This window comes from Gilvimarinus algae, assembly GCF_030518215.1.
GTDB lineage: Bacteria > Pseudomonadota > Gammaproteobacteria > Pseudomonadales > Cellvibrionaceae > Gilvimarinus > Gilvimarinus algae.
Window position 1 is genome coordinate 329997 of record NZ_JAULRT010000062.1, and the last position, 21923, is coordinate 351919.

At 57.5% G+C, this 21923-nt stretch carries 17 protein-coding genes; 4 read left to right on the forward strand and 13 right to left on the reverse strand.

What is annotated here, in order from left to right:
- Positions 1-34 precede the first annotated feature (34 nt).
- A complete protein-coding gene (locus QWI16_RS16175; protein ID WP_302714667.1) occupies positions 35-1447 on the forward strand; it encodes an aminotransferase-like domain-containing protein in 1413 nt (470 codons plus the stop codon).
- Positions 1448-1469: 22 nt separating this feature from the next.
- Here the strand turns inward: QWI16_RS16175 and QWI16_RS16180 are convergent, their stop codons facing one another.
- The 5 genes from QWI16_RS16180 to QWI16_RS16200 form a co-directional block, all read right to left on the reverse strand.
- A complete protein-coding gene (locus QWI16_RS16180) occupies positions 1470-1949 on the reverse strand; it encodes a glutathione peroxidase (protein ID WP_302714669.1) in 480 nt (159 codons plus the stop codon).
- A 96-nt stretch (positions 1950-2045) separates the two neighbouring features.
- Positions 2046-2315 (reverse strand): hypothetical protein, encoded by a 270-nt coding sequence (locus QWI16_RS16185; protein ID WP_302714671.1) that lies wholly within the window; start codon positions 2313-2315, stop codon positions 2046-2048.
- Positions 2316-2425: 110 nt separating this feature from the next.
- Complete coding sequence (bglX, locus tag QWI16_RS16190; protein WP_302714673.1) at positions 2426-4702, reverse strand: beta-glucosidase BglX; 2277 nt, start codon at positions 4700-4702, stop codon at positions 2426-2428.
- 52 nt (positions 4703-4754) lie between these two features.
- Positions 4755-7316 (reverse strand): cellulase family glycosylhydrolase, encoded by a 2562-nt coding sequence (locus tag QWI16_RS16195; RefSeq protein ID WP_302714675.1) that lies wholly within the window; start codon positions 7314-7316, stop codon positions 4755-4757.
- 305 nt (positions 7317-7621) lie between these two features.
- Complete coding sequence (locus tag QWI16_RS16200) at positions 7622-10360, reverse strand: TonB-dependent receptor (protein ID WP_302714678.1); 2739 nt, start codon at positions 10358-10360, stop codon at positions 7622-7624.
- 864 nt (positions 10361-11224) lie between these two features.
- On the opposite strand from QWI16_RS16200, the gene QWI16_RS16205 reads away from it, so the two are divergent.
- On the forward strand, positions 11225-12385 hold the full coding sequence (locus QWI16_RS16205) for an AraC family transcriptional regulator (RefSeq protein WP_302714680.1): 1161 nt from the start codon (positions 11225-11227) through the stop codon (positions 12383-12385).
- 182 nt (positions 12386-12567) lie between these two features.
- Positions 12568-13524 (forward strand): sugar phosphate isomerase/epimerase family protein, encoded by a 957-nt coding sequence (locus tag QWI16_RS16210; RefSeq protein WP_302714682.1) that lies wholly within the window; start codon positions 12568-12570, stop codon positions 13522-13524.
- A 79-nt stretch (positions 13525-13603) separates the two neighbouring features.
- Here QWI16_RS16210 and sigJ read toward each other — a convergent pair whose 3' ends face one another.
- The 7 genes from sigJ to coxB all read right to left on the reverse strand — a co-directional run bounded on the left by sigJ (position 13604) and on the right by coxB (position 20813).
- Positions 13604-14533 (reverse strand): RNA polymerase sigma factor SigJ, encoded by a 930-nt coding sequence (gene sigJ, locus QWI16_RS16215; RefSeq protein ID WP_302715600.1) that lies wholly within the window; start codon positions 14531-14533, stop codon positions 13604-13606.
- The gene (locus QWI16_RS16220) at positions 14523-14954 is read right to left on the reverse strand and encodes a cupin domain-containing protein (protein ID WP_302714683.1); all 432 of its coding nucleotides are present in this window, start codon (positions 14952-14954) and stop codon (positions 14523-14525) included. The genes sigJ and QWI16_RS16220 overlap by 11 nt, the downstream gene beginning before the upstream one ends.
- A complete protein-coding gene (locus QWI16_RS16225; protein ID WP_302714685.1) occupies positions 14951-15985 on the reverse strand; it encodes a hypothetical protein in 1035 nt (344 codons plus the stop codon). Before QWI16_RS16225 ends, QWI16_RS16220 begins: the two co-directional genes overlap by 4 nt.
- A 160-nt stretch (positions 15986-16145) precedes the next feature.
- Entirely contained in the window at positions 16146-16946 is an 801-nt protein-coding gene (locus QWI16_RS16230) for a cytochrome c oxidase assembly protein (RefSeq protein ID WP_302714687.1), read from the reverse strand.
- Positions 16937-17317, reverse strand: coding sequence for a hypothetical protein (locus QWI16_RS16235; protein ID WP_302714689.1), 381 nt, complete (start codon positions 17315-17317; stop codon positions 16937-16939). Before QWI16_RS16235 ends, QWI16_RS16230 begins: the two co-directional genes overlap by 10 nt.
- Positions 17317-19833: a cytochrome c oxidase subunit I gene (gene ctaD, locus QWI16_RS16240; protein ID WP_302714692.1), complete on the reverse strand. Its 2517-nt coding sequence runs from the start codon at positions 19831-19833 to the stop codon at positions 17317-17319. The genes QWI16_RS16235 and ctaD overlap by 1 nt, the downstream gene beginning before the upstream one ends.
- Positions 19830-20813 carry a cytochrome c oxidase subunit II gene (coxB, locus tag QWI16_RS16245; protein WP_302714694.1) on the reverse strand — a complete coding sequence of 328 codons (984 nt, stop codon included), beginning with the start codon at positions 20811-20813 and terminating at the stop codon, positions 19830-19832. Before coxB ends, ctaD begins: the two co-directional genes overlap by 4 nt.
- 30 nt (positions 20814-20843) lie before the next feature.
- Between coxB and QWI16_RS16250 the strand changes: the two genes are divergently transcribed.
- On the forward strand, positions 20844-21305 hold the full coding sequence (locus QWI16_RS16250) for a DUF2231 domain-containing protein (RefSeq protein WP_302714696.1): 462 nt from the start codon (positions 20844-20846) through the stop codon (positions 21303-21305).
- Between the two features lie 22 nt (positions 21306-21327).
- Here the strand turns inward: QWI16_RS16250 and QWI16_RS16255 are convergent, their stop codons facing one another.
- The gene (locus QWI16_RS16255; protein WP_302714698.1) at positions 21328-21747 is read right to left on the reverse strand and encodes a CopD family protein; all 420 of its coding nucleotides are present in this window, start codon (positions 21745-21747) and stop codon (positions 21328-21330) included.
- Positions 21748-21923: the final 176 nt, after the last annotated feature.

Below are 21923 nucleotides of genomic sequence, written 5' to 3' on the forward strand. Positions count from 1 at the left end.
GTAAGTTAGGGGCTGATCACAGAGGAGGCGGGAGATGCTGTACCGGGAGCTGGCAAACAGGCTACAGGCATTGATTAGCGATGAGGTTTACCGGCCGGGCACGGCGCTGCCCGGTGTGCGGCGACTGAGCGCCCAGCACAAGGTGAGTGTGTCCACGGCTGTGAATGCCTGCCAGGAGCTGGAGCGGCGCGGGCTCCTGGAAGCTCGACCACGCTCCGGGTATTTTGTGCGCCCGCCCCAGGCCAAGCGCAAGCCGCCCAGGGTGCGCACGGTCAGTAAAAGTCCCCGCCCGGTTACCGGCCAGGAGCGGGTGTTGCAGCTCATCCAATCGGCCAATGATCGCAATATGGTGAATCTGGGCACTGCCATACCCGCACCCGATTTTTTGCCGATGCACGCCATTGAAAAGGCTTTTCGCCAGGTCTGGCGCGAGCAGCGTCGCCGCTGTATTGGTTATGAGTTTCCGCCCGGCGCGCCCGAGCTGCGCACGCATATTGCTCGGCATTTGGCGGGCTTGCAGTGCAACGTCAGTCCCGATCAGGTGCTGATTACCAACAGTTGTCAGGAATCCATCGCCATCGCCCTCAAGCAGATCACTCAGCCCGGCGATATTGTCGTGCTCGAATCGCCCACTTATTACGGTCTGCTGCAGGTGGTGGAATCGCTGGGCTTAAAGGCGCTGGAAATACCTACCGACCCGCAGGAGGGTATATCCCTTGGTGCTCTGGAGCTGGCACTGGAGAGCTGGCCGATTGCCGCTTGCGTACTGGTGCCGAGCTTTTCCAACCCGCTGGGAACCTGCCTGTCCGATGAGTGCAAACAAACCTTGCTGGGATTGCTGGAAAAATTTAACGTTCCGCTGGTGGAGGATGACATTTACGGTGAGTTGCCCTTTGCCGGCCCGCGTCCGCGTCCGATCAAAAGCTGGGATAAAAAAGGTTTGGTGTACTACTGCTCTTCGTCTTCCAAAACACTGGCGGCCGGTTTGCGGGTGGGGTGGATGGTGCCCGGTAAAAATATGCCGCGCGCTGAGTATTTGCAGTTTATCAATACGGTGTGCGTGAATACGCCCTCGCAATTGGCGATGGTGCAGATTCTGGAGAAGAGCCGCTACGAGCGGATGATGCGTTCGGCGAGAAGCGCACACGCCGCTTCGGTAGCGCGTATGGTCGATACCGTCACCCAGCTGTTTCCCACGGACACTCGTCTGAGCCGTCCCACCGGTGGCTTTGTGTTATGGGCTGAATTACCGGGCAAAGTCAACACCGCTGAGTTGATTGAGCCGGCCCTGGCTGCCGGCGTGAGCTTTGCTCCTGGCAGTTTGTTCTCGGCCAGTGGCAAATTCAGCAATTGCATGCGCCTAAACTGCGCGGTTCAGTGGGACGCGCGGGTTGAGCGAGGCCTAAAGACACTGGCGAAATTGGTGGGCAAGAGCGGAAAAAAGTAAACGGTTGAGGGGGCGCCGCCCCTCAACCCAGCAGCCGCTTTATTTTGCTTTCCAGCTTCAGCGGTTTGGTGACCGGGGCAAAGCGCCGCTGCGGCGTGCCGTCTCTGGCGATTAGAAACTTGGTGAAGTTCCACTTGATGTCATTACCCATTAAACCCGGGCAGACTTCTTTCAAATACTGGAACAGCGGGTGTGCATTTGGCCCGTTGACGTCGATTTTTTCGGTTATCAGAAAATCCACGCCGTAGTTGATCAGGCAGCCCTCACGGATTTCATCTGCGTCGCCGGGTTCCTGCTCGCCAAACTGGTTGCAGGGCAGACCAATCACTATCAACCCCTGGTCGCTGTAGCGCTCGTGCAGAAGCTGCAGCTCTTTGTACTGCGGGGTAAAACCGCATTTGCTCGCGGTATTGACCAGCAAGAGGACCTTGCCTTCAAAGGTGGCAAAGTCAACGGGGTCGCCCTGCAGACTGTGTATGTGAAAGGTGTGTATTTTGGCCATAGTGAAAGTCCTCAAGTGCCGAAAGCATAGCGATTTTGCTTGTCAGGCGCAAAGCGCTTAGCGATAAATACCCAGAGTAAACGCGAGGCGCTGAGCTTACCGGTTAAGCCAGATCTGACCGACAACCACCAGTAGTACGATCAGGCTCCAGCCACCGTAGAGCAGGACTTTGGTGGGTAGCTGAGCGGATTGGTTCATTCTAAAACCCAGCAGTATCAGGGAGGATATGGCCGCTTGCAGCGCCATTAGGCCGGCGGCTTTGCGGGCGCTGGTCATGGTGGGCTCAAGGCCAAATACGAGGGCGAGCAACCCGACTATGGCAAAGGTAAACAACAGCCAGCTGAAAATTTTAAGGTAGCGCAACATGCCGATAATTCCTCGCGTTTGTTGTGCTGAGGTTATCGCAGTCGCAGCGCGAGGCACAAGGTTTGACCACTGGCTATGACGTTTGGGTCACAGCCGGTGGTCGGTAACGGTTAGGGTTGTGTGGCGGTTACCGTAAACTCACCTTGCAACCCCGATGCTGAGTCCTTGGCAATCCAGAGGTTAAAGTCACCGGGTTCGGTGACCTTCTCCATGGCCTGGTTGTGAAACGCGAGCGCATCGGTGTGCAGGTTGAACTCCACGGTTTGGGATTCGCCGGGCTTGAGGCTGACGCGCTTAAAGCCTTTTAGCTCCCGCACTGGGCGGGTGCGGCTGCCGACAATGTCTTGCACGTAGAGCTGCACGATCTCGGTGGCGGCGACCTTACCGGTGTTTTTGACAGTGGCGCTGGCCTTGATTGTGCCGCCCAGAGGAACGGTCTTGGTGGCGATGGTTAAATCGCTGTAGCTGAACTCGCCGTAGGTGAGGCCAAAGCCAAAGGGAAACTCGGGCGTGTGACCATAATCCAGATGGTTAGCAGAGTTGCCGGGCGCGTGCTGAAAAACGCCCACTTCAATCTCACCAATGCGGGTGTAGTTGTCATCGGTGGGCGGACGTCCGGTGGCCATATGGTTGTAATACACGGGTATCTGGCCCTCGGCTTTGGGCCAGGTAAGCGGCAGGCGGCCGAGCGGTGAAACTTCACCGTAGAGCACGTCCACCAGTGCCGGGCCGGCCATGGTGCCGGGGTGCCAGGCCATCATCAGCGCCTGTGATTGTTCGCGTACATCGCCAAGCTCAATGGGCCTGCCGGCCAGCAGCACGGTCACCAAGGGCTTGCCGGTTTCGCTCAGGCGGCGGATCAATTGTTGCTGGGCGCCGGGCAGGGCGATGTCGCCGCGGCTGTGACCTTCACCGGATAAAATGGACTCCTCCCCACCGACATACACCACCACGTCGGCGTTTTGCGCCGCCTTTACCGCCTTATCAAAGTGGGCGGTGCGGGTATCGCGGCTGAACTCGAGCCCCGGCACATAGGTTATCAGGCTGTCGTTACCCAGGTAGGCTTGCAGCGCTGGCAGCAGCGGGTGGGAGTCTTTTTTATTGCCGTTGTAAATCCAGGTGCCCAGCTGCTCGTGGGGCGCGTTGGCCAGCGGGCCAATCAGGGCAACTTTGGTGTTTTTCTTGAGAGGCAGAAGTTGTTTGGCGTTTTTCAGCAGCACAAAACTTTCGCGCGCGGCGACTCGCGCGGCCTGCAAGTGTTCATCGCTCAAGACGATAGCGTCGCGGTTGCCGGCGGGGTAGGGGTTTTCCCAGAGGCCGAGGCGCATTTTAATACGCAGCATATGGCGAACCGCGGCGTCGAGTTTTTGCTCGCTGAACTTGCCCTCTTTGATCAGCGCCGGTAAATGCTGGCGGTAGGTATCGGTGTACATTTCAAAATCCACCCCGGCGTTGGCGGCGAGCTCAGCGGCGTGTTTGGCGTCGCGGGCAAAGCCGTGGGGGATCATTTCCATCACCGCGTTCCAATCGCTGACGACAAAACCATCAAAGCCCCATTCCTCGCGCAACAGCGTTTTTAACGCAAACTCGTTGGCGGTGGCTGGAATGTCGTTCAAGGTATTGTAGGAACTCATAATGGTCATCAGGCCCGCATCGATGGCGGCCTTGAACGGTGGCAGATAGACATCGCGCAATGTTGCCTCGGGAATGTAGGCGGCGTTGTAGTCCTTGCCCGCTTCGGCGGCGCCGTAGCCGACAAAGTGCTTGGCCGAGGCCGCCATGGCATCGGGCTGACTCGGGTCGTCGGTTTGAAAGCCGCGGGTCATAGCCACGCCCAGTACAGAGGCGAGATAGGGGTCTTCACCCAGTGTTTCGGCGATGCGGCCCCAGCGCGGATCGCGGGAGATGTCGATCATGGGGGCGAAGGTCCAGCGAATACCGTCGGCGGTGGCTTCGCGGGCAGCAATACGCGCGCCCTGTTCAATCAACTCGGGGTTCCAGCTGGCGGCTTGGCCCAGCGGAATCGGGAAAATGGTTTCGTAGCCGTGAATAACATCCTGACCAAAAATCAGGGGTATGCCGTGAGGACTTTCTTCTATAGCAATTTTCTGCAAGCTGGCAAAGGCGTTTTTGTCCACCGAAGAGAAGCTGACATTCAAAAAGCCGCCGACTTCACCATCGCGAATTTGCTGCTTGATATCTTCCAGTTGTTTGGCGTCGTACATGCCAAAATCACGCAGGGCGAGCTGGCCGACTTTTTCTTTGACGCTCATGGTGGGCAGCAATTGGTCAATGCGCGCTTCAATGGCTTGATTGTCCATTTGCGCCTGCACAGTGCCGGCACTTGCCAAAACCAAAGGCAGGCACAGGGATAACAGTTTTTTCATGGGGTGCTCCAAAAAAGCGGCGGCGCGAGGCCGCCGGCAAGAGGATGAATCGTTAGGGAGTTTGCAGTTCAATCCAGTTGAGATTCCAGCTGCCGCCAATGGCCTCGAGGCGCAGGGTGAAGTCACCGGCCGGTAGCGACACTTCGCCGCTCACGGTTTGCCAGGCTTGCCAGTCGCCGGTATCCGGCACCGCGATGGTTTCGACCAGCTCGCCATCAACCAGCACATTGAAGCCACTGGAGCCGCCGGCGCTGGCCAGGCGGAAACTGGCGGTGTAGGTGCCGGCGCTGTCGCTGGTGAGGAAATAATCGATCCAGTCACCGGCATCCAGATAGCCAATATTCTGACCGCCGCCGGTATCGCCAGTAGTTTCCAGTTCAATGCCGTTCATGGTGCTAAAGGCTTCGGCCTCAATGCGCCCCGGCACTTGGATGGCGACCAGATCTGTGGCGACCGTGGCGCTGGCGTAGCCCACGGCATCGCCGCGGTAGGCACTGACGCGGTAGTAGTAGGTCTGCTCGGCGGCCGCGGTGTCGGTATACCCTGTGCCGTCAACCTCAGCGATCATTGTGCCTAGATTGCCAGCCTGGGCGCTGCGGTAGACGCGGTAGCCGTCAATCTCTCCGCTGACAGCGTCCCAGCTCAGTTGCTGGCCACTTTGTGTCGGCATGAGCGCGAGGTTTTGCACGGTCGCGGGCAGCTCGAATAGCTCGGGTGAGGTGTCGCTGTTCATCCAGGTTTTCAAGTCTTCATGGACGTCGTAGTTCATGGTGCCGAAGGACGTAAACAGTTGCTCAATGGCGTCGAGCGGGGCGGTGTGAAAATCCAGTTGCGGTAGCGACTCGCCGGTAATGTCCACGCCGTCGGCGGGCGCTTCACTGACCAGGTAGATCTCGGCCCAGCTGCTGGCGCTGCTGTTGTCCTTGAAGACACCGTCCAGACGATAGGTCTCGCCACCTGTGAGGGTGATTTGCTGATAGAGGCCGCCGTTGCTTTCGCCGCTGCTGGACAATTGCAGGGCCGGGGCTTCGGCGCCGGCTGGCAAGAGCGAGGCATCGCTCTGGCTGGCATTCACGCTGATCGGCTCGCCCACCGTCCAGGTGTTCCAGCTGGCCGAGTCGCCAAAGCCGCCATTACTCAGCACGTCTGCGCCGCTGGTTTCATGTACCAGAGCGAGGTTGTCGAAAGTGACGTTCAGTGAGCCCTCGCAGCAGGCGCCGGTTTTGATCACAAAGTAAAAAGTCTGCTCTCCTTCGCCCGGCGCGGTAAAGCTGGGTGTGGCGGCGCCGCAGGCCGTGTCGAGATCGCTATCCCAGCCGGCGCAGGCCCAAGTGTCGGCCTTGGTGAGCAGGCCCAGGCCTTTTTCATTGGTGACCATGCCCCAGGTGCCGGCGCCCTGGCCGCCGGTGTTGGTGAGCACCTTATAAGACCAGTTGGTGGCCGCCCAGCCGTATTGGCCGTAGGTGTCGTAGGTGGCGCGGGTAATGCGCGCGCCCAGATCCAGCCCCTGGCCGGTCCAGGGTTGAAACTCGCCGATCAAAAACGGTGTGTCCAGAGCGGTGAGTCGCGTGTCCCACTCACACACGCCGGTGGTGCCGGTGGGGCCGCAGGTGAGCCAGTCGCGCTGTACCTGGTAGCCGATTTCGCCCCAGCCGAAAATGCCCGGGTAAAAGTGCATTTCAAAGGCGACGTTTTCCATGCCGCGGTCTTGTGGGTCGCCGTAGGCATCAATGCCGGCGCTGTGGCCCGGCAGAATAATGATGTGCTCTGAGTCGACCGCGCGCACTTTTTCATAGAGCGTGGTAATGGCCTCGGCCAGAGGCTCGGGGTCCGTGCCCCAGGGTTCGTTAAGCAAACCGTAAGCGGCCACGGTTTCATTGTCTTTGTAGCGCTCGGCGATTTGCTCCCAGAGCCAGATGGTGCGCTCCTGGTAATAGCTGGCCGGCTCGCCATTGCCGCCTTCCCAGTACCAGTTGCGTTCGGCGCAGCCCGAGTGATGCTCCCAGCCCTGGCTGCCGGCGGCACCGTGCAGATCCAAAATCACATAAATGTTGCGCTCGGCGGCTTCGGCCAGGGCACGGTCCAGATACACCCAGGCGTCGTCGCGCAGGGTGTAGGGGTTGTTTTCGTCTTCGATCAAATTCCAGACAAACGGCAGGCGCACCACATTCAGGCCAAACTCGGCCATTTGATCCCAGTCGCGCTCGGTGATCCAGTTGTCGCGGAACAGCTCCATCAATCGCTCGCGCTCGCCCTGGCCGAAACGCTCGTCCAGCACGCCCTCAAGGGTGCACTGATCGTTTACCGCCTCGGTGCTCTGGCCCATCATCCAGAACTCCTGCAGCAACCAGTTGCCGAGGTTGGTGCCTTTGAGGATAACGGGGTTGCCGCTGGCGTCCACCCACTGAGTGCCAGCGGTTTTGAGCATGGTCAAGCCTTCGCTTGTGGAGGACTGTGAGCTGGAGGATGAGCTAACCACTGAGCTTGATGAACTGCTGCTGGAGCTGCTGCCGGTGCTGTTATCAGAGCCGCTGCTGGATGAACCGCAGCCGGTTACCGTTATGCCGATGGCGGTTGCCAGGGTCAGCGTGGAGAAAAAAGAAAGGGTTTTCACGTGATGTCACCTCGTTGTTATTGTCGGGCCGGGCCTCTTGGCTGTGCATTGTGCGCAGTGCGTGGCCGGGAATCGTCTCGGTTTTGTGTCTGCCTGAAGGTGGGACGCTGTCCGCCCGAAAAAAGTGCTTCGCACCCGGCGCAGCCGGGGCGAAGCCAAGCGGTTCGGAGATCTGCGGTTCGTACCCGTTGTAGCAGCTCCAGTGGCTCCGAGAGCCGGGCAACAGACCTGACGCTGCTGCCCTGAGTGATGGGTGCCTGGGGCGGAGTGCGTAAAACCCCAAGACACCGCATCACATCATTGCGTTAAAAGTGGTAGTTCGCCCGTACGCCGTAAAAGCGCGGCATGGACACGGGCCCCTTGATCACACCGTCGCCACTGCCGCCCCAGTAAAACTCGGTCTCGTCGGTGGCGTTGTTGCAAAAGGCCTCTAGGCTCCAGTTGTCACCGGGCGCTGTGTATTTGATGCCGAGGTTGACGTTGGTAACGGCCTCGCGGGTATCGCTAAAGGCGTCCGGCGTGTCCGTGGCGTAGAGGTCCTCGTGCTTGTCGGTGTTGAAAATGGAGAAGTAAGCCTTGTCTTTCCAGCTCACGTTCACCCAGGGCAACAGGGTTGCGCCCGAGTCAAAATCAAAGGTATGGCTGTAGTTCAGGTTCAGGGAGTAGCGCGGTGAACTCGGCAGCTCATTGCCCTTGAGGTTGGTGGTCAGCTGGGTGTTTTCCGGGTTGACCGACTCGTCGTAGCTGATTTCAAACAGGTCCACAGTGGCGTAGGTCCACTGCTGGACAAAGTCGCTGACGATTTCGGTATCCAGATAGCTGACGTAGCCGTTTAAGCGGTCGTTGTTGGTGATCGCCCAGTCAAACTCGATTTCCAGGCCTTTGATTTCGGCTTTACCGATGTTGTCCGTCTGGAATACGGTGAAGGGATCGGCCGAAATTTCATCGGTCTGTTCGCCGGTCTCCGGGTCGCGCTCCCAGGAGTAGGTGACGAACAGTGGTTTCGCGGTGGCCACCTGCATGTCTTTGTAATCGCTGAAAAACGCGCTCACCGACAGGCGCAGGCTGTTGTCGAACAGATCGGACTTGATACCGGCCTCGTAGGTGATGACTTCTTCCGGGTCGTAGGTGTTTTCGTGTCTTTGCTTGACGATTCGGTCGCCGTTTTCATCCAGCGGGTACTCGGTGGTTTGCGGGTCCTGCTCATACTGGACCACCACATCACCGATGCCGCCGGACTTGGTGCCGTTGGCCACGTAAGCGAAGATCATGGTGTTGTCGCTCAGGTCGTAGTCGAGCCCCAGGCGGTAGTTGTTGTAGTCCCACTCGCCTTTAATGTCGTTGTCGGTGCTGACGGTGTAGATGTCCTTATTCCAGAAGTAATCCGTCGGTAGGTTGTTGTAGGCGGTGCGGTCCCAGCTTGGGAAGCAGCGGCCATCATTCAGCTCTGGCTCCAGCAGATTGGGGTTGGAATCGTTACAGGCCATGTTGTGCCCGCCTATGTCCTCTTTGGTGTCCTCGGTATAGCGATAACCCAAGGTCAGGTGCAGCTTGTCGGTAATGGAGTAGGTGCCCTGGGCAAAAGCGGCCTTGGAGGCGAGGGTGCGGTCGGACTGGTTCCAGTAGTCGGCGCTTGCCATGGAGTTCATCCAGCCACCTTGCATATCGTTGTTCTCCTCAAAGAAGAACAGGCCCGTGACCCACTGCAATGGCCCGTTGTCGGTGGATTGCAGCTGCAGCTCGTGGGAGTGGGACACAAAGGTCGCATCGCGGAAGAAAATCGACATGTCCCAGTCGGTGATGCCGCGGTCCTGGTCGGACATTTGCGTGCGTGTCTGCTTCGCCCAGCCGGCGTTGTAGACAAACGCCATGGAGTCGGTGAAATCCCATTGCAAGTTGGAGCGCACATTCTGGATGGTCAAATCCTGCATGCCCGGCACACTGACGTTGACGGTGTAGGAGTCGGCGCCTGGTCCGTAAATGCGGCTGCAGCCGTTGGAGCCGGGCACGGGTGTGGCCGAGGGGTTGCCCTGGGCATCCAGGTAGTTGCCCTCGTCATCGGTGCGCACGCGCAGCGCGGCCTTGTCGCAGTCGATGGTGTCGGTGGAGCCGGCGCTGTCATCCTGAAAGTGCTCGTAGGCCAGATGCCAGGAGAAATCGGCCGTTGGCTCCCACTGGGCGGCGAGGCGGAAGGCGTACTGATCGGAGTTGTTGTAGAAGTCGGACTCGTCGGCCTTGACCACTTCCTGCACGCCGTCGGCGCCGCCTTCCCACCAGCGGGCACGTTGCACCAGGTTTTTGTCCTCTTCACTGCCGGTGTACAAAGGCGCGTTTTGCACATCCTCGGGCAAGTAGCGAATGTCCCATTGATTGGGGTCGTAGTAGCCGTTGAGGTAGGAGTCGCGCTCTTCCACCATAAACGAGCCGCGCAGGGCAAAGGTGTCCGAGACCGGAATGTTCACCATGCCGCGCATTTGCCGGTGGTTGAAGTTGCCGAGCTCAATCCCGAGGCTGGCTTCAAACTCGTCCACTTGCGGGCGCTGGGTAATGATATTGACGTTACCCACGGTGGAGTTGCGGCCAAACAGCGTCCCCTGGGGACCGCGCTGCGCCTCAACCCGTGAGACGTCAAACATCAGCGCCATGGCCCCCTGGGGGCGGGGCGAGTAGATGCCGTCCAGGTGCAAGCCCACGGCCGGGTCGCCCAGCTCGGTAATGTTGGTGGAGCGCACACCGCGCATGGAAATTACCGGTGCGGACTGAGATGAATCGATGGTGATGTCCATGTTGGGCACCAGCTTGTCGATGTCCTTGACGTTGCTTAGCCCTTGCCGAGTCAGGACTTCTTCAGTCATGACGGTGATGGCGATGGGGGTGTCCATCAGGTTGGTCTCGCGCTTGGTGGCGGTGACCACAATCTCTTCCAGCACGGCTTTGGGTTTTTCGGTTTGGGGTTGCTCACTTTGTGCCCAGGCCTGGGTGGCCAGGCTGGTATTGGCCAGAGCAATCGCGAGTGCGAGCGGAGAGCGTAAAAGCTTATTCATGTTATGCCTCTTCTGTGTGTTTATTGTTATCGAGCCGCCAGGGTCTGTTCAGCGTCAGTGAACCGGCTCTCGGACCCTCAGGGGGCAACGGCTAGGTCGCCCGGGGCCAAGAATAGGTAGGGGGGCAGGCGCTGGCGTCCGGCTGCAGGCATTCGAACCTGAATCGGTCAAAACACAGGCGTTCGCCTGGGGTGGGTTTATTCGAACCTTAAATAGATGTTAATTCTCAGTAGGTTAGAGCTTTTGTTGTGGCTGGGCTTATCGTGGGGTACTTATGGTGATCAGCGATGCAAAGCCCGCTAGAGACCTTCGTGAGCTCACATTGGCAGTGAATGAGGGGAGGTGCTCATCGGGTCAGGCGCCGCCAGCGGAGCGTGGGGGCTGGAGTCGGTGAGCATTACACTTGGAGCTCGGCTGCTTTGGGCATTTAGTTGTGTTGGTAAAGCAGCCGCTTGGCGCGTGATCGGGGATGGCTCTCCTTGTGGATCACCGGTCGATGGAAACACGAGCCGGCCGGCGGGGCAAGAAGCACTTTCGCCACTGTGAAACTGGGACGTCACACTTTGCCTCGATAAAGTGTGACTTTGTGCTTTGAGGCGGCATACCGGCGCCAACTTATCATAGGGTTTTTATGACCATAACCTGATGGGTGGCTAAAGCATAAAAAAGCTGTGTTTGTCGCTGGACAGTTTGGGCTCAGTCAGTGGCAAACAGTCACTGCGCATTTGGTGAAAAAATGTGCAGCTCTTGCTGTTCATCAGCACAAAAACAGAGGGAGTGCACTGCAAGCATCGATAGGCTATCATCGCCAGCAAGCGGTCCACGAATGCTGACTGATAATAATTGACTGCGCGAAGCCCCGCCATGGATACCGTACTGTTTAATTTTCACGATTTGATTTTGATGATGACGGCACTGCAGTGCCTGTTCTTTGCTGTGCTCCTGGTGGCCACCAATACGCAGAAAATGCCCAGCACCTATTTTCTGGCGGCGTTTTTGCTGGCGCACGCGTTTATTCCGCTGCACGAGATGATGCTCTGGGGCGCCGAGTTTAAACTCACGGTGCGCGAGCACGCCCCTCAGTTGTATTTCTGGGGTGGCTTTGCCTATTACCTGGACGGCGCTTTACTCTATTTTTGCGTCAAATCCCTGCTGTTTCGCGATTTTCACTTCAAGCGGCTCGATGCACTACACCTGGTGCCCCTGCTGTTGTTTGCGCTGTTTATGTGGCTGAGTTTTTATCGCCTACCGGGCCTCGAGCGCCTGGCACTGATCAACTCCGAAGCGTTTGTCTACGGCGGCCCCTATGTGGTGGCTGAGCTCCTCAGCAAGGTTTTGCGCGTGGCGTATGCCCTGGCGTGCCTGTGGTTGATTGTCAGCTACAAAAAGCGCTTGCAGAGCACACACTCAAATATAGGCAAGGTGGATACCAACTGGGTGACCACACTGGTGGTGGGGTTTTTGATGGTCATGCTGGTAGAAGTCGTGCTGGCAGTGGCGAAAATCGTCAACCTCTACAACAGTTACGATTTAAGTGTGTTTTCTAACATTGGCCTCACAGGCTATTACACGGTATTTATTCTGGTTAACCTGCTGGCGTTTACCGGTATTCGCTACTTTGCCAGCTTCGAGAAAGTGCGCCAGCGCGAGGCGCCGAAAAAGCCGCTGGATGATCATTTTTTAAACCCCGAGGTGGCCGAGCAAATCGACGAGCGGATGCGTCGCGATAAGCCCTTCTTGCAACCGGACATTACCCTGGACCATCTGGCTGAAGAGCTGCAGGTGCCGGCACGGGATTTGTCGATGCTGATCAACCGCCATTTTGGCATTAATTTTTACGAGTTTATCAATCGTTACCGTATTGAAGAGGCCCAGCAGCGGCTGCTCTCACCCGAGAACAAAGACAAAACCATCACCGATATTTATCTGGATGTGGGCTTTAACAGCAAGTCGGTGTTTAACACCTTTTTTAAGAAAATGGTGGGGGTGACGCCCTCGCAGTTTCGCCGTGAAGGTGAACTGTAAAGGCCGCGCGCTGTTTGTTAACAAATATTGATGTCCGGTCCGGCCGCCGTCAAACGGGCGCCAGTGCTGGGGATGGGCGAGTTTAGTCACTGCGGCGGGGGATACCCTCAGCGAGAGTGATTGTCAGTGAAACCGGTTCGGTACTATCCTTCACCTTTTAACAATAATGCTCTGGAGTCACCATGATAAAAGCATCCACCTTTGTTCGGCGCCTGGTCTTGGCGCTTGTTACCACCTCGTTGTTGTTTGGTGCCGCGGTATCGACCGCTGCTGACAAAGCGTATAAAGGCATTTCCGTGCAGCTGTGGTCAGTGCGCGACAATGTCAGCGACGATGTGAAAGGCACTCTTAAGCAGCTATCGGGCCTGGGCTTCGACGCCGTCGAGCTGGCCGGTAACCTCGGCGAGTTCGGCCAGGACGCCGCCGGTTTTAAAGCTTACCTTGACTCCCTGGGCCTGAAAATCAGCGGCGCTCATGTGGGCTTTGATCAGCTCAGTGAGAGCAAATTCGACGAGACCGTCGCCTTCTACAAAACCCTCGGCGTTAAATGGTTAATCATTCCGGCCGACGGGCGCGCCTGGAGCGACGATGGCATTGAGGAAATCGTCACAGACCTCAACGCCATGGCCAAGCGGCTCAAGCCCCACGGTATGAAAATTGGCTACCACAACCACCAGGACGAATTTAACGCCTATAAAGACACCACTTACTGGGAGTACATGGCCGACAACACCACCGGCAATGTGGTGCTGCAGCTGGACATCAGCTGGGCTTACTTTGCCGGTAAAGACCCTGTGGCGTTGATCAAAAAGTATGAGTCGCGTGTGCGTACCGCGCACATTAAAGCCCAGGTGGCGCACTACAAAGACGTGATGCCCGAAATCGAGAAAGCCAAGCCTGCCGGCTGGGGCGATAAAATGGGAATGGTGTTCGCCCACCTGAACAAAGTCACCGCCGCTGATAACGGTTTGACCTCTATTGTTGGCCAAGACCTTGTGGACTGGCAAGCCGTGGTGGACCAGTTTGCCAAATCCCCCAAGCCTGCTTGGCTGGTGGTTGAGCAAGAGGTTTACCCCGAAGGCATGACGCCTCTGCAGGCCGTGGCAGCCTCTAAAAAGGGGCTTGAGAAGCTACTGTAGAAATCGTGTCAGCCAGTTCCATTACTCCCCGCCTGTTTCGCAGGTGGGGAGCCTGATTTTTTATGAGCCGGCTTCAACTCTAATTATCAAGCGGTTGTTGCAGACGGTTTTTGATATGGCTTATTTTATCTGGGTTTCGAATCAGGTAAATGGCTTCTACTTTCCCCCTGCGGCTTTCAAGACTGACCACCGTACGCACATCTTCGCTGTCCATCCATAAAAGGCCGGGGCGTGCGTTCACGCTCAGCATGCGAAACTTTGGTCCGATGCGACGCCACTTTTTAGCGAGGCCGCGCAGCAGGCGTGTGACTTTTTCTCGATTGTATATGGGCCTAAGTGCAGAGTTTACTTTGCCCCCACCGTCAGAGTACAAAATCACATCTTTAGCCAGCTCTCTGGCAAACCCCGACACGTCTTCGGTTTCTATCGCGTGAATAAATTTCTGCAGCAGAGATTCGTGGTTGTCGGTATTTTGAGCTTCCTTCGAACTGGCTTTCAGGCGGCTCTTGGCCCGGCTGTAAATCTGCCGGCAATTCACCTCGGTAACCGCAAGCGACTCAGCAATTTCTCTGTAACTCATATCGAATCCGCTGCGCAGAATATAGACCGCGCGCTCCGACGCCGTTAAGCGCTCAAGCATGATCATAAAGCCAATCGATAGCGAGTCGGCAAGCTGTACTTGTAGGTCGGGTTCGTTTGAGTGGCTGCTGGGGTCTGCGGACTGCTCAATCCAGGGGCCGGGGAGCCATGGCCCAATATACACCTCGCGCTGGCGCGAGGCTTTGCGGAACATGTCTGTGGCCCGGCGAATCGTCAAGGTTGTCAGCATGGCCTCCGGTAAATCCACTCGTTCCAGATTCATGGATTGCCATTGGATGTAGACCTCCTGAAGCACATCTTCGGCCTCATGAAAAGTGCCCAGCATCTGATAGGCAATAGCAAACAACCGCTCTTTTTGCGCGGTGAACAGCCTTAGGTGAGAGTGTTCACTGCAATGGTTATTGATCATCACCGGGAGTTGTCAGAGTGAGTGTCGGCTTGCCAGCCTCGAGCGCGAGATACGCTATCACAACCAAGGGGGTGGTGCTACTGATGTTCTCAATCGCTTTTACACTACCGCTTTTCACATGATGAAGATCACCAGCTTTTAGCAAAAACGCTTTTCCGTCAAGCCATAATCGGCCTTCGCCTTTTACTACATAGATGACCTCATCGCCTGGGTGAGTGTGCGAGGGTTCTGTGTAATTGGGTGCGAAGGTTACGGTTACTACCGACAGTCTTTCGGCATTTGTCATGGTCAAATCGAGATGCTGTTCGATGGACAAACCGCTTGTGTCGCTTGGCGCTTTTTTGTCGTGAGCTTTGGTGCTGACCGAAAAGCCAACGATAAATAGGATAAATAAAATAAATAGGATAGAAAAGCGCTTCATAGCGATGAACCCTCTAGTGGCTGAAACGAAAAACCCAGAGCTGCGAGCATTACCAGTGCCGTTAGGACATAACCACTGGTGGCGGCAATTCTTCCAGCCAAGGTGGCGTGGCTATGGGTGTTTGTGTGATTTAGCAGTACCTGTCGAAGTCCAAGACTGGCGTGTAGCGAAAATGCCAGGAGGGCAAAGGCGTAGTAGGGGATCAGAAATTGAAAGCCGTGGATTAACCCCTGCTCGCCGGTGGCAAATGCCCAGTCTGTTTCGCCACCACGAGCTCGTGTCATTAGCACCGCAATCAAATGCGCGCAAAAGAAGACACCCAAATAGCAGCCTGAAGCACTTTGCCAGCGTTTGTATTTGTCAGTGTCTCGGCGCAGATATCGCCCCGAGAGGTAAACGCCTGTTAATAAAAGAAGTGCGCAAACGATAAGAAGCACGGGTTCCACCCAGGGCGATTGGTACCAGCGCCGAAAGAAATCCTGGGCGATACCGTGGGTGTTGCTACTCCATAATGCAGTGAGGTGATTGGCCCAATGCAGCAGGAAAAAACCGCCGATAAACACAGTGGCGAGTACGCCATGGAAAACCCGCATGGCGGGCGATACAGCGGCTGCGGCCGGGCTGGCACTTAGTTGGGTGATGAGCCCAAGCAGAGCAGCAGTAACGGTAATCCACACGTAAGGGGCAGCGTTCAGCGAAGCGGTCATGTACGAGACAACGAACACCAAGGTGTTCAACGCCGGAAGCACCATCAGCAGGTGAGCCATGGCTCTCATTTTTGCACTTGCGGCATGATCGAGCCGGCGGTTGGCGAGAAGAAACGCACCGACGGGAAAGCAGGCGAAAACCGCCAGTGATGTTAGCGCGCAGAGGCTGATGGAGGCGAGTGTTGGCTCGGAAAAGGCTCTGGGTAGGGCGTGGCTGAAAAAGCCGATCAGGCTCGGGTAGAAAAAGCAATAGAAGGCCGAGCCTAGCCAAAAAAGTGTCTGGCGCGGAGAGGTAATAAGGGGATGATCTAGCGTTCTATCCATAAGCGGGTAAGACTCTCGGTTATCAGTTTGGGGGTTATTGTTAAGTCGAACCAGGAGTCGATTGTGTGACAGGCGAGGCAGCTTTTGATGCCAAGGGATAATCGTTAGGTAAGAACCGCTGAGGTTAGGCTGGACAGTGATGGGTCATTTGGGTGTCTGTTCAGTGCGACTCGCACCCTCGCATTACGCGGCTAAACCAGCGCCACCCGAGAAAAAAGGCCGCGCCCAGATAGGGAATGGCGCCGAGTACCCACATCAGTAGTCCGGCGAGTTGTTGATGCTCCAGCACTCTGTCGGCGCCGTACCAGCTGCGCTGGGAGAAGGTGAGCAGGGCGCCCAAAAAGCCGGTGTGCATCAGGGTGACAAGCAAAGCCAAAAGGGCTCGCCCGGTGTTGCGCTCCTGGCAGCGCAGCACGGCCCACCAAAAAACACCGGCCGTCAGCAGAAAGCACAGGTGCTCAAAAAAGTGCCACCAGAGGTTCTCCAGGGCGAGGACATAGAGGCTGGGCGTATGCCAGAGCCAGATGATCGCGCCGTGGATAGCCGTCGCCACCATGGGATAGGCGGCAAGGGCAAACAGCGGCGCGAAGACAAGTCGGCCGATGCGTGCGCTCAGTGCGTACCACTGCGGCAGTGGCCTGGCCATCACCCACAAAGGGGCGATGACAACCATCATCAGCATATGCTGCACCATGTGCGCCGCCTCATTGGTTTCTGCCCATTCATCCAGCGGGCCAAACAGCGTTAGCACACTGAGCGTACAGGCGCTGTGAAAGAGCCATGCCTGAGCGTTTGCGGGCGGGCGTCGTCGGCAGCCCAGTGCATAAGCCAACCACACAAAAACCAGCAGTGCGAAAGCAACCACTGTGGCAGAAGAGTCGGGCTCAGAGAAAGGGGTATGCGCCCATACCAGCGCTGGCCAACTCGCCAAGCCAATAACAACCGCTTTTATTACACGCACGGTATTAACACCAGAGCCGGTAAACCGGTCAGGAGTGTGGCGGTGCCAGCGACAAGGTAGGTGGCCACGGCGATGCGAGCTATAAATTGCCGCGTCGGTAGCGGTGCTTCGCTGGCGCCGCTTTGTGCGTGGCTTGCCACTTCTTTTCGTAAAGCCTTGTTGCCGCGCCAGGCCTGGTAAAACAAACTCAGGGCGACGGCAAAAGTTAGGGCCAGTAACGCCAGGTTCACAGTGTTTAGTGCGCCTGCATTCGCCGCCGGCGGCGGGGAATGAGTGCATACCACCGACAGCCCCGAGTAAATCACCACAAAATACAGCGCCCAGACAATCAGCCCCAGTGCCATTTGCAGCGGATGAAACGGCGACAGCATCAGGCGAGCTCCCACAGCGGCGGCAGTACAATCACCACGGCGTAGATAATCCAGAAAACACCGGCGGTGTACACCCACCAGCGTTCCACCACCACCGGCTCATAGGGCGCCATCTTGCCCACATAACCTTTGCGCACTCGCAGCGCTTGCAAAGCTGTGAGAATAACGGCGAGGCCGCTGTGCAGTAATTGGTACCAGAGCATCACGCTGATCACGGCGTCATGGGCGCTCGCCTGCGGTGTCAGCGGCGATGCACTTAAAGTGGCGACGAGCCCAATCAAATGAACCAGCCCCAGGGCGCTAATACCCCAAAGGTGTTGTTGCAAGTGATCGGTCAATTCACGGCGTAACCGGCGGACCACGCCCACAAACCAAATCACAGCGATCGTGAGCGGTACGCCTGTCAACATGAGCGCCAGCCAGTTAATTGGGTTGTGTTCGGGAAATTGCCAGGCAGGCGCCACGGTCCACAGATAAAACCAGCCGAACAGCAGCGATAAAAACAGCGAGCTGTTGGCGAGTAAGGTCACCATCATGCCCCAAAGCCCGGGTCCGTCGTGAGTGCGCGAGTGCAGCGGTGGATCGCCCTCTACCACTTCGGCATTGGGCGCGGCGCGCGGGTGGGCGCCGTTCTCCCACGACCAGCGCAGCAGCAGCGCCAGGCTTACCAGCGCCATGGCCAAAGCTACCCAGTAAAACTTGCACAGCAAACTGATACAGACACCGGCTGTGGCCAAGGCGCCGTAAAAGGGCAGCCAGCTGTTGCCCGGCAGGTGAACAATCTCGCGCACTTTGCCGGTCACCGGGTCGGAGCCCCAGGTTTCCCGCCGGCCGTGATCAATGGTGGCCAGATCGTGATGCCCTTGCTCGATGGTGGTTTGTAGATCCGGAGTGTCCCACAGCGGATGGCGGGTGGCGCACTCGGGCAAGGTGGCAAAGTTGTAGGCACTGGGCGGCAGTGAGGTGCTCCACTCCAGGGTATCGGCGCCCCAGGGGTTGCGCTTGGCGCGCTCGCCAAACCGAAAGTGCAAGAAGATGTCCAGCAGGCAGGTGGCGACACCGGCGGCCATAATAAAGCTACCCACCGAGGAGATTAAGTTGGGGATGTCCCAGCCGAGTCCAGCCTCATAGGTGTAGACGCGCCGGGGCATTCCCAGCAAGCCAGTGACGTGCATGACAATAAAGGTGAGGTTAAAACCGATAAACACCAACCAGAAACCCCAGCGCGCCCGAGAGCGATTGACCATGCGCCCGGAAAAATGTGGCAGCCAGTAGTAAATGCCCGCCATCAACGGAAACAGCATGCCGCCAACCAATACAAAGTGGAAATGAGCCACGACAAAATGCGTGTCGTGCACCTGCCAGTCAAAAGGCACCAGCGCCAGCATCACTCCGGTCAGCCCGCCGGCGACAAAAATAAATAAAAATCCCAGTGCCCAGAGCATGGGCGGTTCGTACACCGGGCGGCCGTTCCATATAGTCGCTAGCCAGGCGAACACCTGAATGGCCGTGGGTATGGCCACCATCATACTGGCGGCGGAAAAAAACGCCTGCGCCAGATGGGGAATACCCACGGTAAACATGTGGTGCACCCAGAGCCCAAAGCTGATAAAGCCGGTGGTGATAATCGCCAGCACTATCCAGCGGTAACCGGCTATGGGGCGCTTGCAAAAAATGGGAATAATGGTGGAAATAATTCCGGCTGCCGGCAGAAAAAGAATGTACACCTCCGGGTGACCAAACAGCCAGAACAGATGCTGCCAAAGAATCGGGTCACCACCGCTGGCAACGGTAAAAAAGGGCAGGCCGGCGGCGCGTTCCAGCTCCAGCAAAATGCTGCCGAGGATCAGCGGGGGAAAGCCAAACACAATCATCAACGCCATGGCCAGGATGTACCAGACAAACAGCGGCATATGTTGCAATGCCATACGCTGAGTGCGTGTGCGCATAATCGACACCACCAACTCAACGCCGGCCGAGACCGCCGATATTTCCACAAAGGTAATCCCCAACAGCCAAAAATCGGAACCCCTGCCGGGAGAAAACACCGAGCTGCTGAGCGGTGCGTACATAAACCAGCCGCTGGCCGGTGCTATTTCCAATACAAGGCTGAATGTGAGAATAATGCCGCCGAACAAATAGCACCAATAACCAAAGGCGCTCAGGCGCGGGAACACCAAATCACGCGCGCCGATCATTTTGGGAATCAGGTAAATCGCTAGCCCCTCCATCACCGGCACGGCAAACAAAAACATCATAATGGTGCCGTGCATGGTAAACACCTGGTTGTAGATCTCCGGGGTCAGAAGATCGTGCCCCGGCAGGGCCAACTGGGTGCGGATCAGCATGGCGAGCAAACCGCCGATTAAAAAGAAGACCCCGCCGGTGATCAAAAACCGCAGGCCGATGGTGGTGTGGTTGACAATCGTCAGTGCTAAAAGCCCGCGCGGGTTGCCCCACACTTTGTCAAACTGGTGATGAAAATCCTGGGCGGCTTGCGGGTCCTCGGTGCTCATTCGGTTAAGGTCTCCAGCCAGGCGGCGATGCGCTCACGCGCGCTCGGTGTGAGTGCACTCGTGGCGGCGCGTGTCTCGCTATCAAATCGCGGGTGAGGTGTTTGCAGCCACTGTTCAATGCTCGTACTGGTGTGGCGTTGATGGGGCAAGAGCATCAGTGGCCGGCTGGCAATGCCGCTCAAATCCGGCCCGCCGCTGCCGTTACTCACACCGCGTACCGAATGACACTGTGCACAGTGGGTGTGAAACGTCTGCACCGCCGGTTCGTGTTCGGCGGCCACGCGAATCGCTTGTTGTTGGCGCTGCTGCCAGGCGGCGAAATCGCTTTCGCTTAACACCTGCACCTGAAACACCATGTGCGCGTGGCCGGTGCCGCAAAACTCTGCGCACTGGCCGCGCATCAATCCGGTTTGCGAGGCCTGTAATCGCAGTGTGTTGACCCGACCGGGGATCAAGTCAATTTTACCGCCCAGGCGCGGGACCCAGAAGGCGTGAATCACATTGTCGGTGTGGCCGTGAATGGCAATCGGCGTATTCACCGGTATGGTCAACTGGCTGGCCGTGGTAATGCCAGCATCCGGGTAGGAAAACTCCCACCACCAGCGGTGGGCGTGCGCGTCGATGCGCAGGGGTGTTTTATCGCTGGGCAGGGTGATCAGGTACTGGCCCGCAGGAATGCCAGCCGCAAGTAGTATCGCAATGCTGATTAATGGCAGAATAAGCCCGCCGCCGATAATCCAGCGGCTGGTAATGCGCTCGGCGTCTTCGGCTTTGGCAGGCTCGCCCCGGCGTTGCATGGCATAGAGCCACAGCCCGGTCATCACGAGCAAAACCAGCGTGAAAAACGCAAACATGCCCCACCAGAGCCAGGCGATGATGTCGGCCGCCGGGCCGGCTGGTTCCAGCGCCGATTGCGGGCCGCTGCAACCGCCAATAAGGCCGAGGGTGCTCAGCCAGACGAGCGGGGTACACCAGCGCAATACTGCTTCACTAACCTTAGGGACATCTCTATGGCGCGATCGCCCATACCCAGCCGCACGGCCATTGCCGGTCATCCGATTCACCCGATGCTGATTCACTTTCCGGTGGCGGCGCTGATCGGCCTGGTGGCCACCGATGTGGCTTTTATCACCACCGCCGATGCATTCTGGGCCCGCGCCAGCTTGTGGCTTGCCGGTGTCGGTGCCGTGTGTGGTTGGGGCGCCGGTTTGATCGGCTTGATTGACCTGGTTTCGGTCGCGCAAATTCGCCGGTTGGTCACGGCCTGGAGTCACGCCTTGGCCGCGGTCATGGCGCTGTCGCTGGTGACGCTTAATTGGCTGCTCAGAGTGAGTGACATGCTCGGCGCGGTCAGCCCCTGGGGGGTGAGCCTGTCGGTGCTCACTGCCGCTTTGATTGCCCTGGTGGGTATTTTGGGTGGGCAACTGGTATATGAGCACGGTGTTGGTGTAGAAACTGAATCGGGCTCGTGAATACACAGTCTGCGGCGGCATATCACACCTCCGCCAGGGGTTTGGCGAGCACCAGCCAGAGAATAGCGGTAATCACGCTGGCGGTGAGTGCGCTTTGCAGGTAACACCAAAGGTGTGGTTTGCCGATTCGGCCCTGGCGGCACCGTACCATCAACAAACCCGTGAGTAGATGCAAGATCACTAGCGCGGTGACCAGCACCAACTTGAGGACCAGCCATTCATCCAAAATGCCGTAGAAGGTAAATACCAGGGTGCCGAGGATAATGGCAGCCAGCGCCACCGGAGTGGCCACGGTGGTATAGACCCAGAGGGGCAAATAGGGTTGGGTAGAGCGCGAGCGGCTGCCGCTGGCATGCTGCGAGACCAGCAACCCGGGTAAGTACAGCAGTGCTCCACACCAGCCAATGAGCGCGGCAATGTGAAGGGTTAATAACCAGGGCATGGTGATGAACTCCTTGAGTGAGCGCTAGTGTCGGTTGTTTGTTTTCAAAGCGCAAGGTCACCTGCATTGCTGCGGCCGCTAATGAGGAGGCTTTATCCTTTTGCGCGGTTTTGTATCGCTGCACGGGGGACCACGGTCAATAAGTAATAGACTCTGGTTCTGCAGATTGGCTTTTG

Excerpts from the sequence above, each read along its gene's own strand:
- QWI16_RS16235 (WP_302714689.1), bottom strand. The coding sequence starts at position 17,317 with ATGCTGTCGCCGTTTCATCCGCTGCAAATGGCACTGGGGCTGATTGTC.
- QWI16_RS16175 (WP_302714667.1), top strand. The coding sequence starts at position 35 with ATGCTGTACCGGGAGCTGGCAAACAGGCTACAGGCATTGATTAGCGAT.
- QWI16_RS16220 (WP_302714683.1), bottom strand. The coding sequence starts at position 14,954 with ATGAAGCGCTTTTCTATCCTATTTATTTTATTTATCCTATTTATCGTT.
- bglX (WP_302714673.1), bottom strand. The coding sequence starts at position 4,702 with ATGAAAAAACTGTTATCCCTGTGCCTGCCTTTGGTTTTGGCAAGTGCC.
- QWI16_RS16210 (WP_302714682.1), top strand. The coding sequence starts at position 12,568 with ATGATAAAAGCATCCACCTTTGTTCGGCGCCTGGTCTTGGCGCTTGTT.
- QWI16_RS16205 (WP_302714680.1), top strand. The coding sequence starts at position 11,225 with ATGGATACCGTACTGTTTAATTTTCACGATTTGATTTTGATGATGACG.
- QWI16_RS16250 (WP_302714696.1), top strand. The coding sequence starts at position 20,844 with ATGGCGCGATCGCCCATACCCAGCCGCACGGCCATTGCCGGTCATCCG.
- QWI16_RS16255 (WP_302714698.1), bottom strand. The coding sequence starts at position 21,747 with ATGCCCTGGTTATTAACCCTTCACATTGCCGCGCTCATTGGCTGGTGT.
- ctaD (WP_302714692.1), bottom strand. The coding sequence starts at position 19,833 with ATGAGCACCGAGGACCCGCAAGCCGCCCAGGATTTTCATCACCAGTTT.
- sigJ (WP_302715600.1), bottom strand. The coding sequence starts at position 14,533 with ATGATCAATAACCATTGCAGTGAACACTCTCACCTAAGGCTGTTCACC.
- QWI16_RS16185 (WP_302714671.1), bottom strand. The coding sequence starts at position 2,315 with ATGTTGCGCTACCTTAAAATTTTCAGCTGGCTGTTGTTTACCTTTGCC.
- QWI16_RS16200 (WP_302714678.1), bottom strand. The coding sequence starts at position 10,360 with ATGAATAAGCTTTTACGCTCTCCGCTCGCACTCGCGATTGCTCTGGCC.
- QWI16_RS16225 (WP_302714685.1), bottom strand. The coding sequence starts at position 15,985 with ATGGATAGAACGCTAGATCATCCCCTTATTACCTCTCCGCGCCAGACA.
- QWI16_RS16180 (WP_302714669.1), bottom strand. The coding sequence starts at position 1,949 with ATGGCCAAAATACACACCTTTCACATACACAGTCTGCAGGGCGACCCC.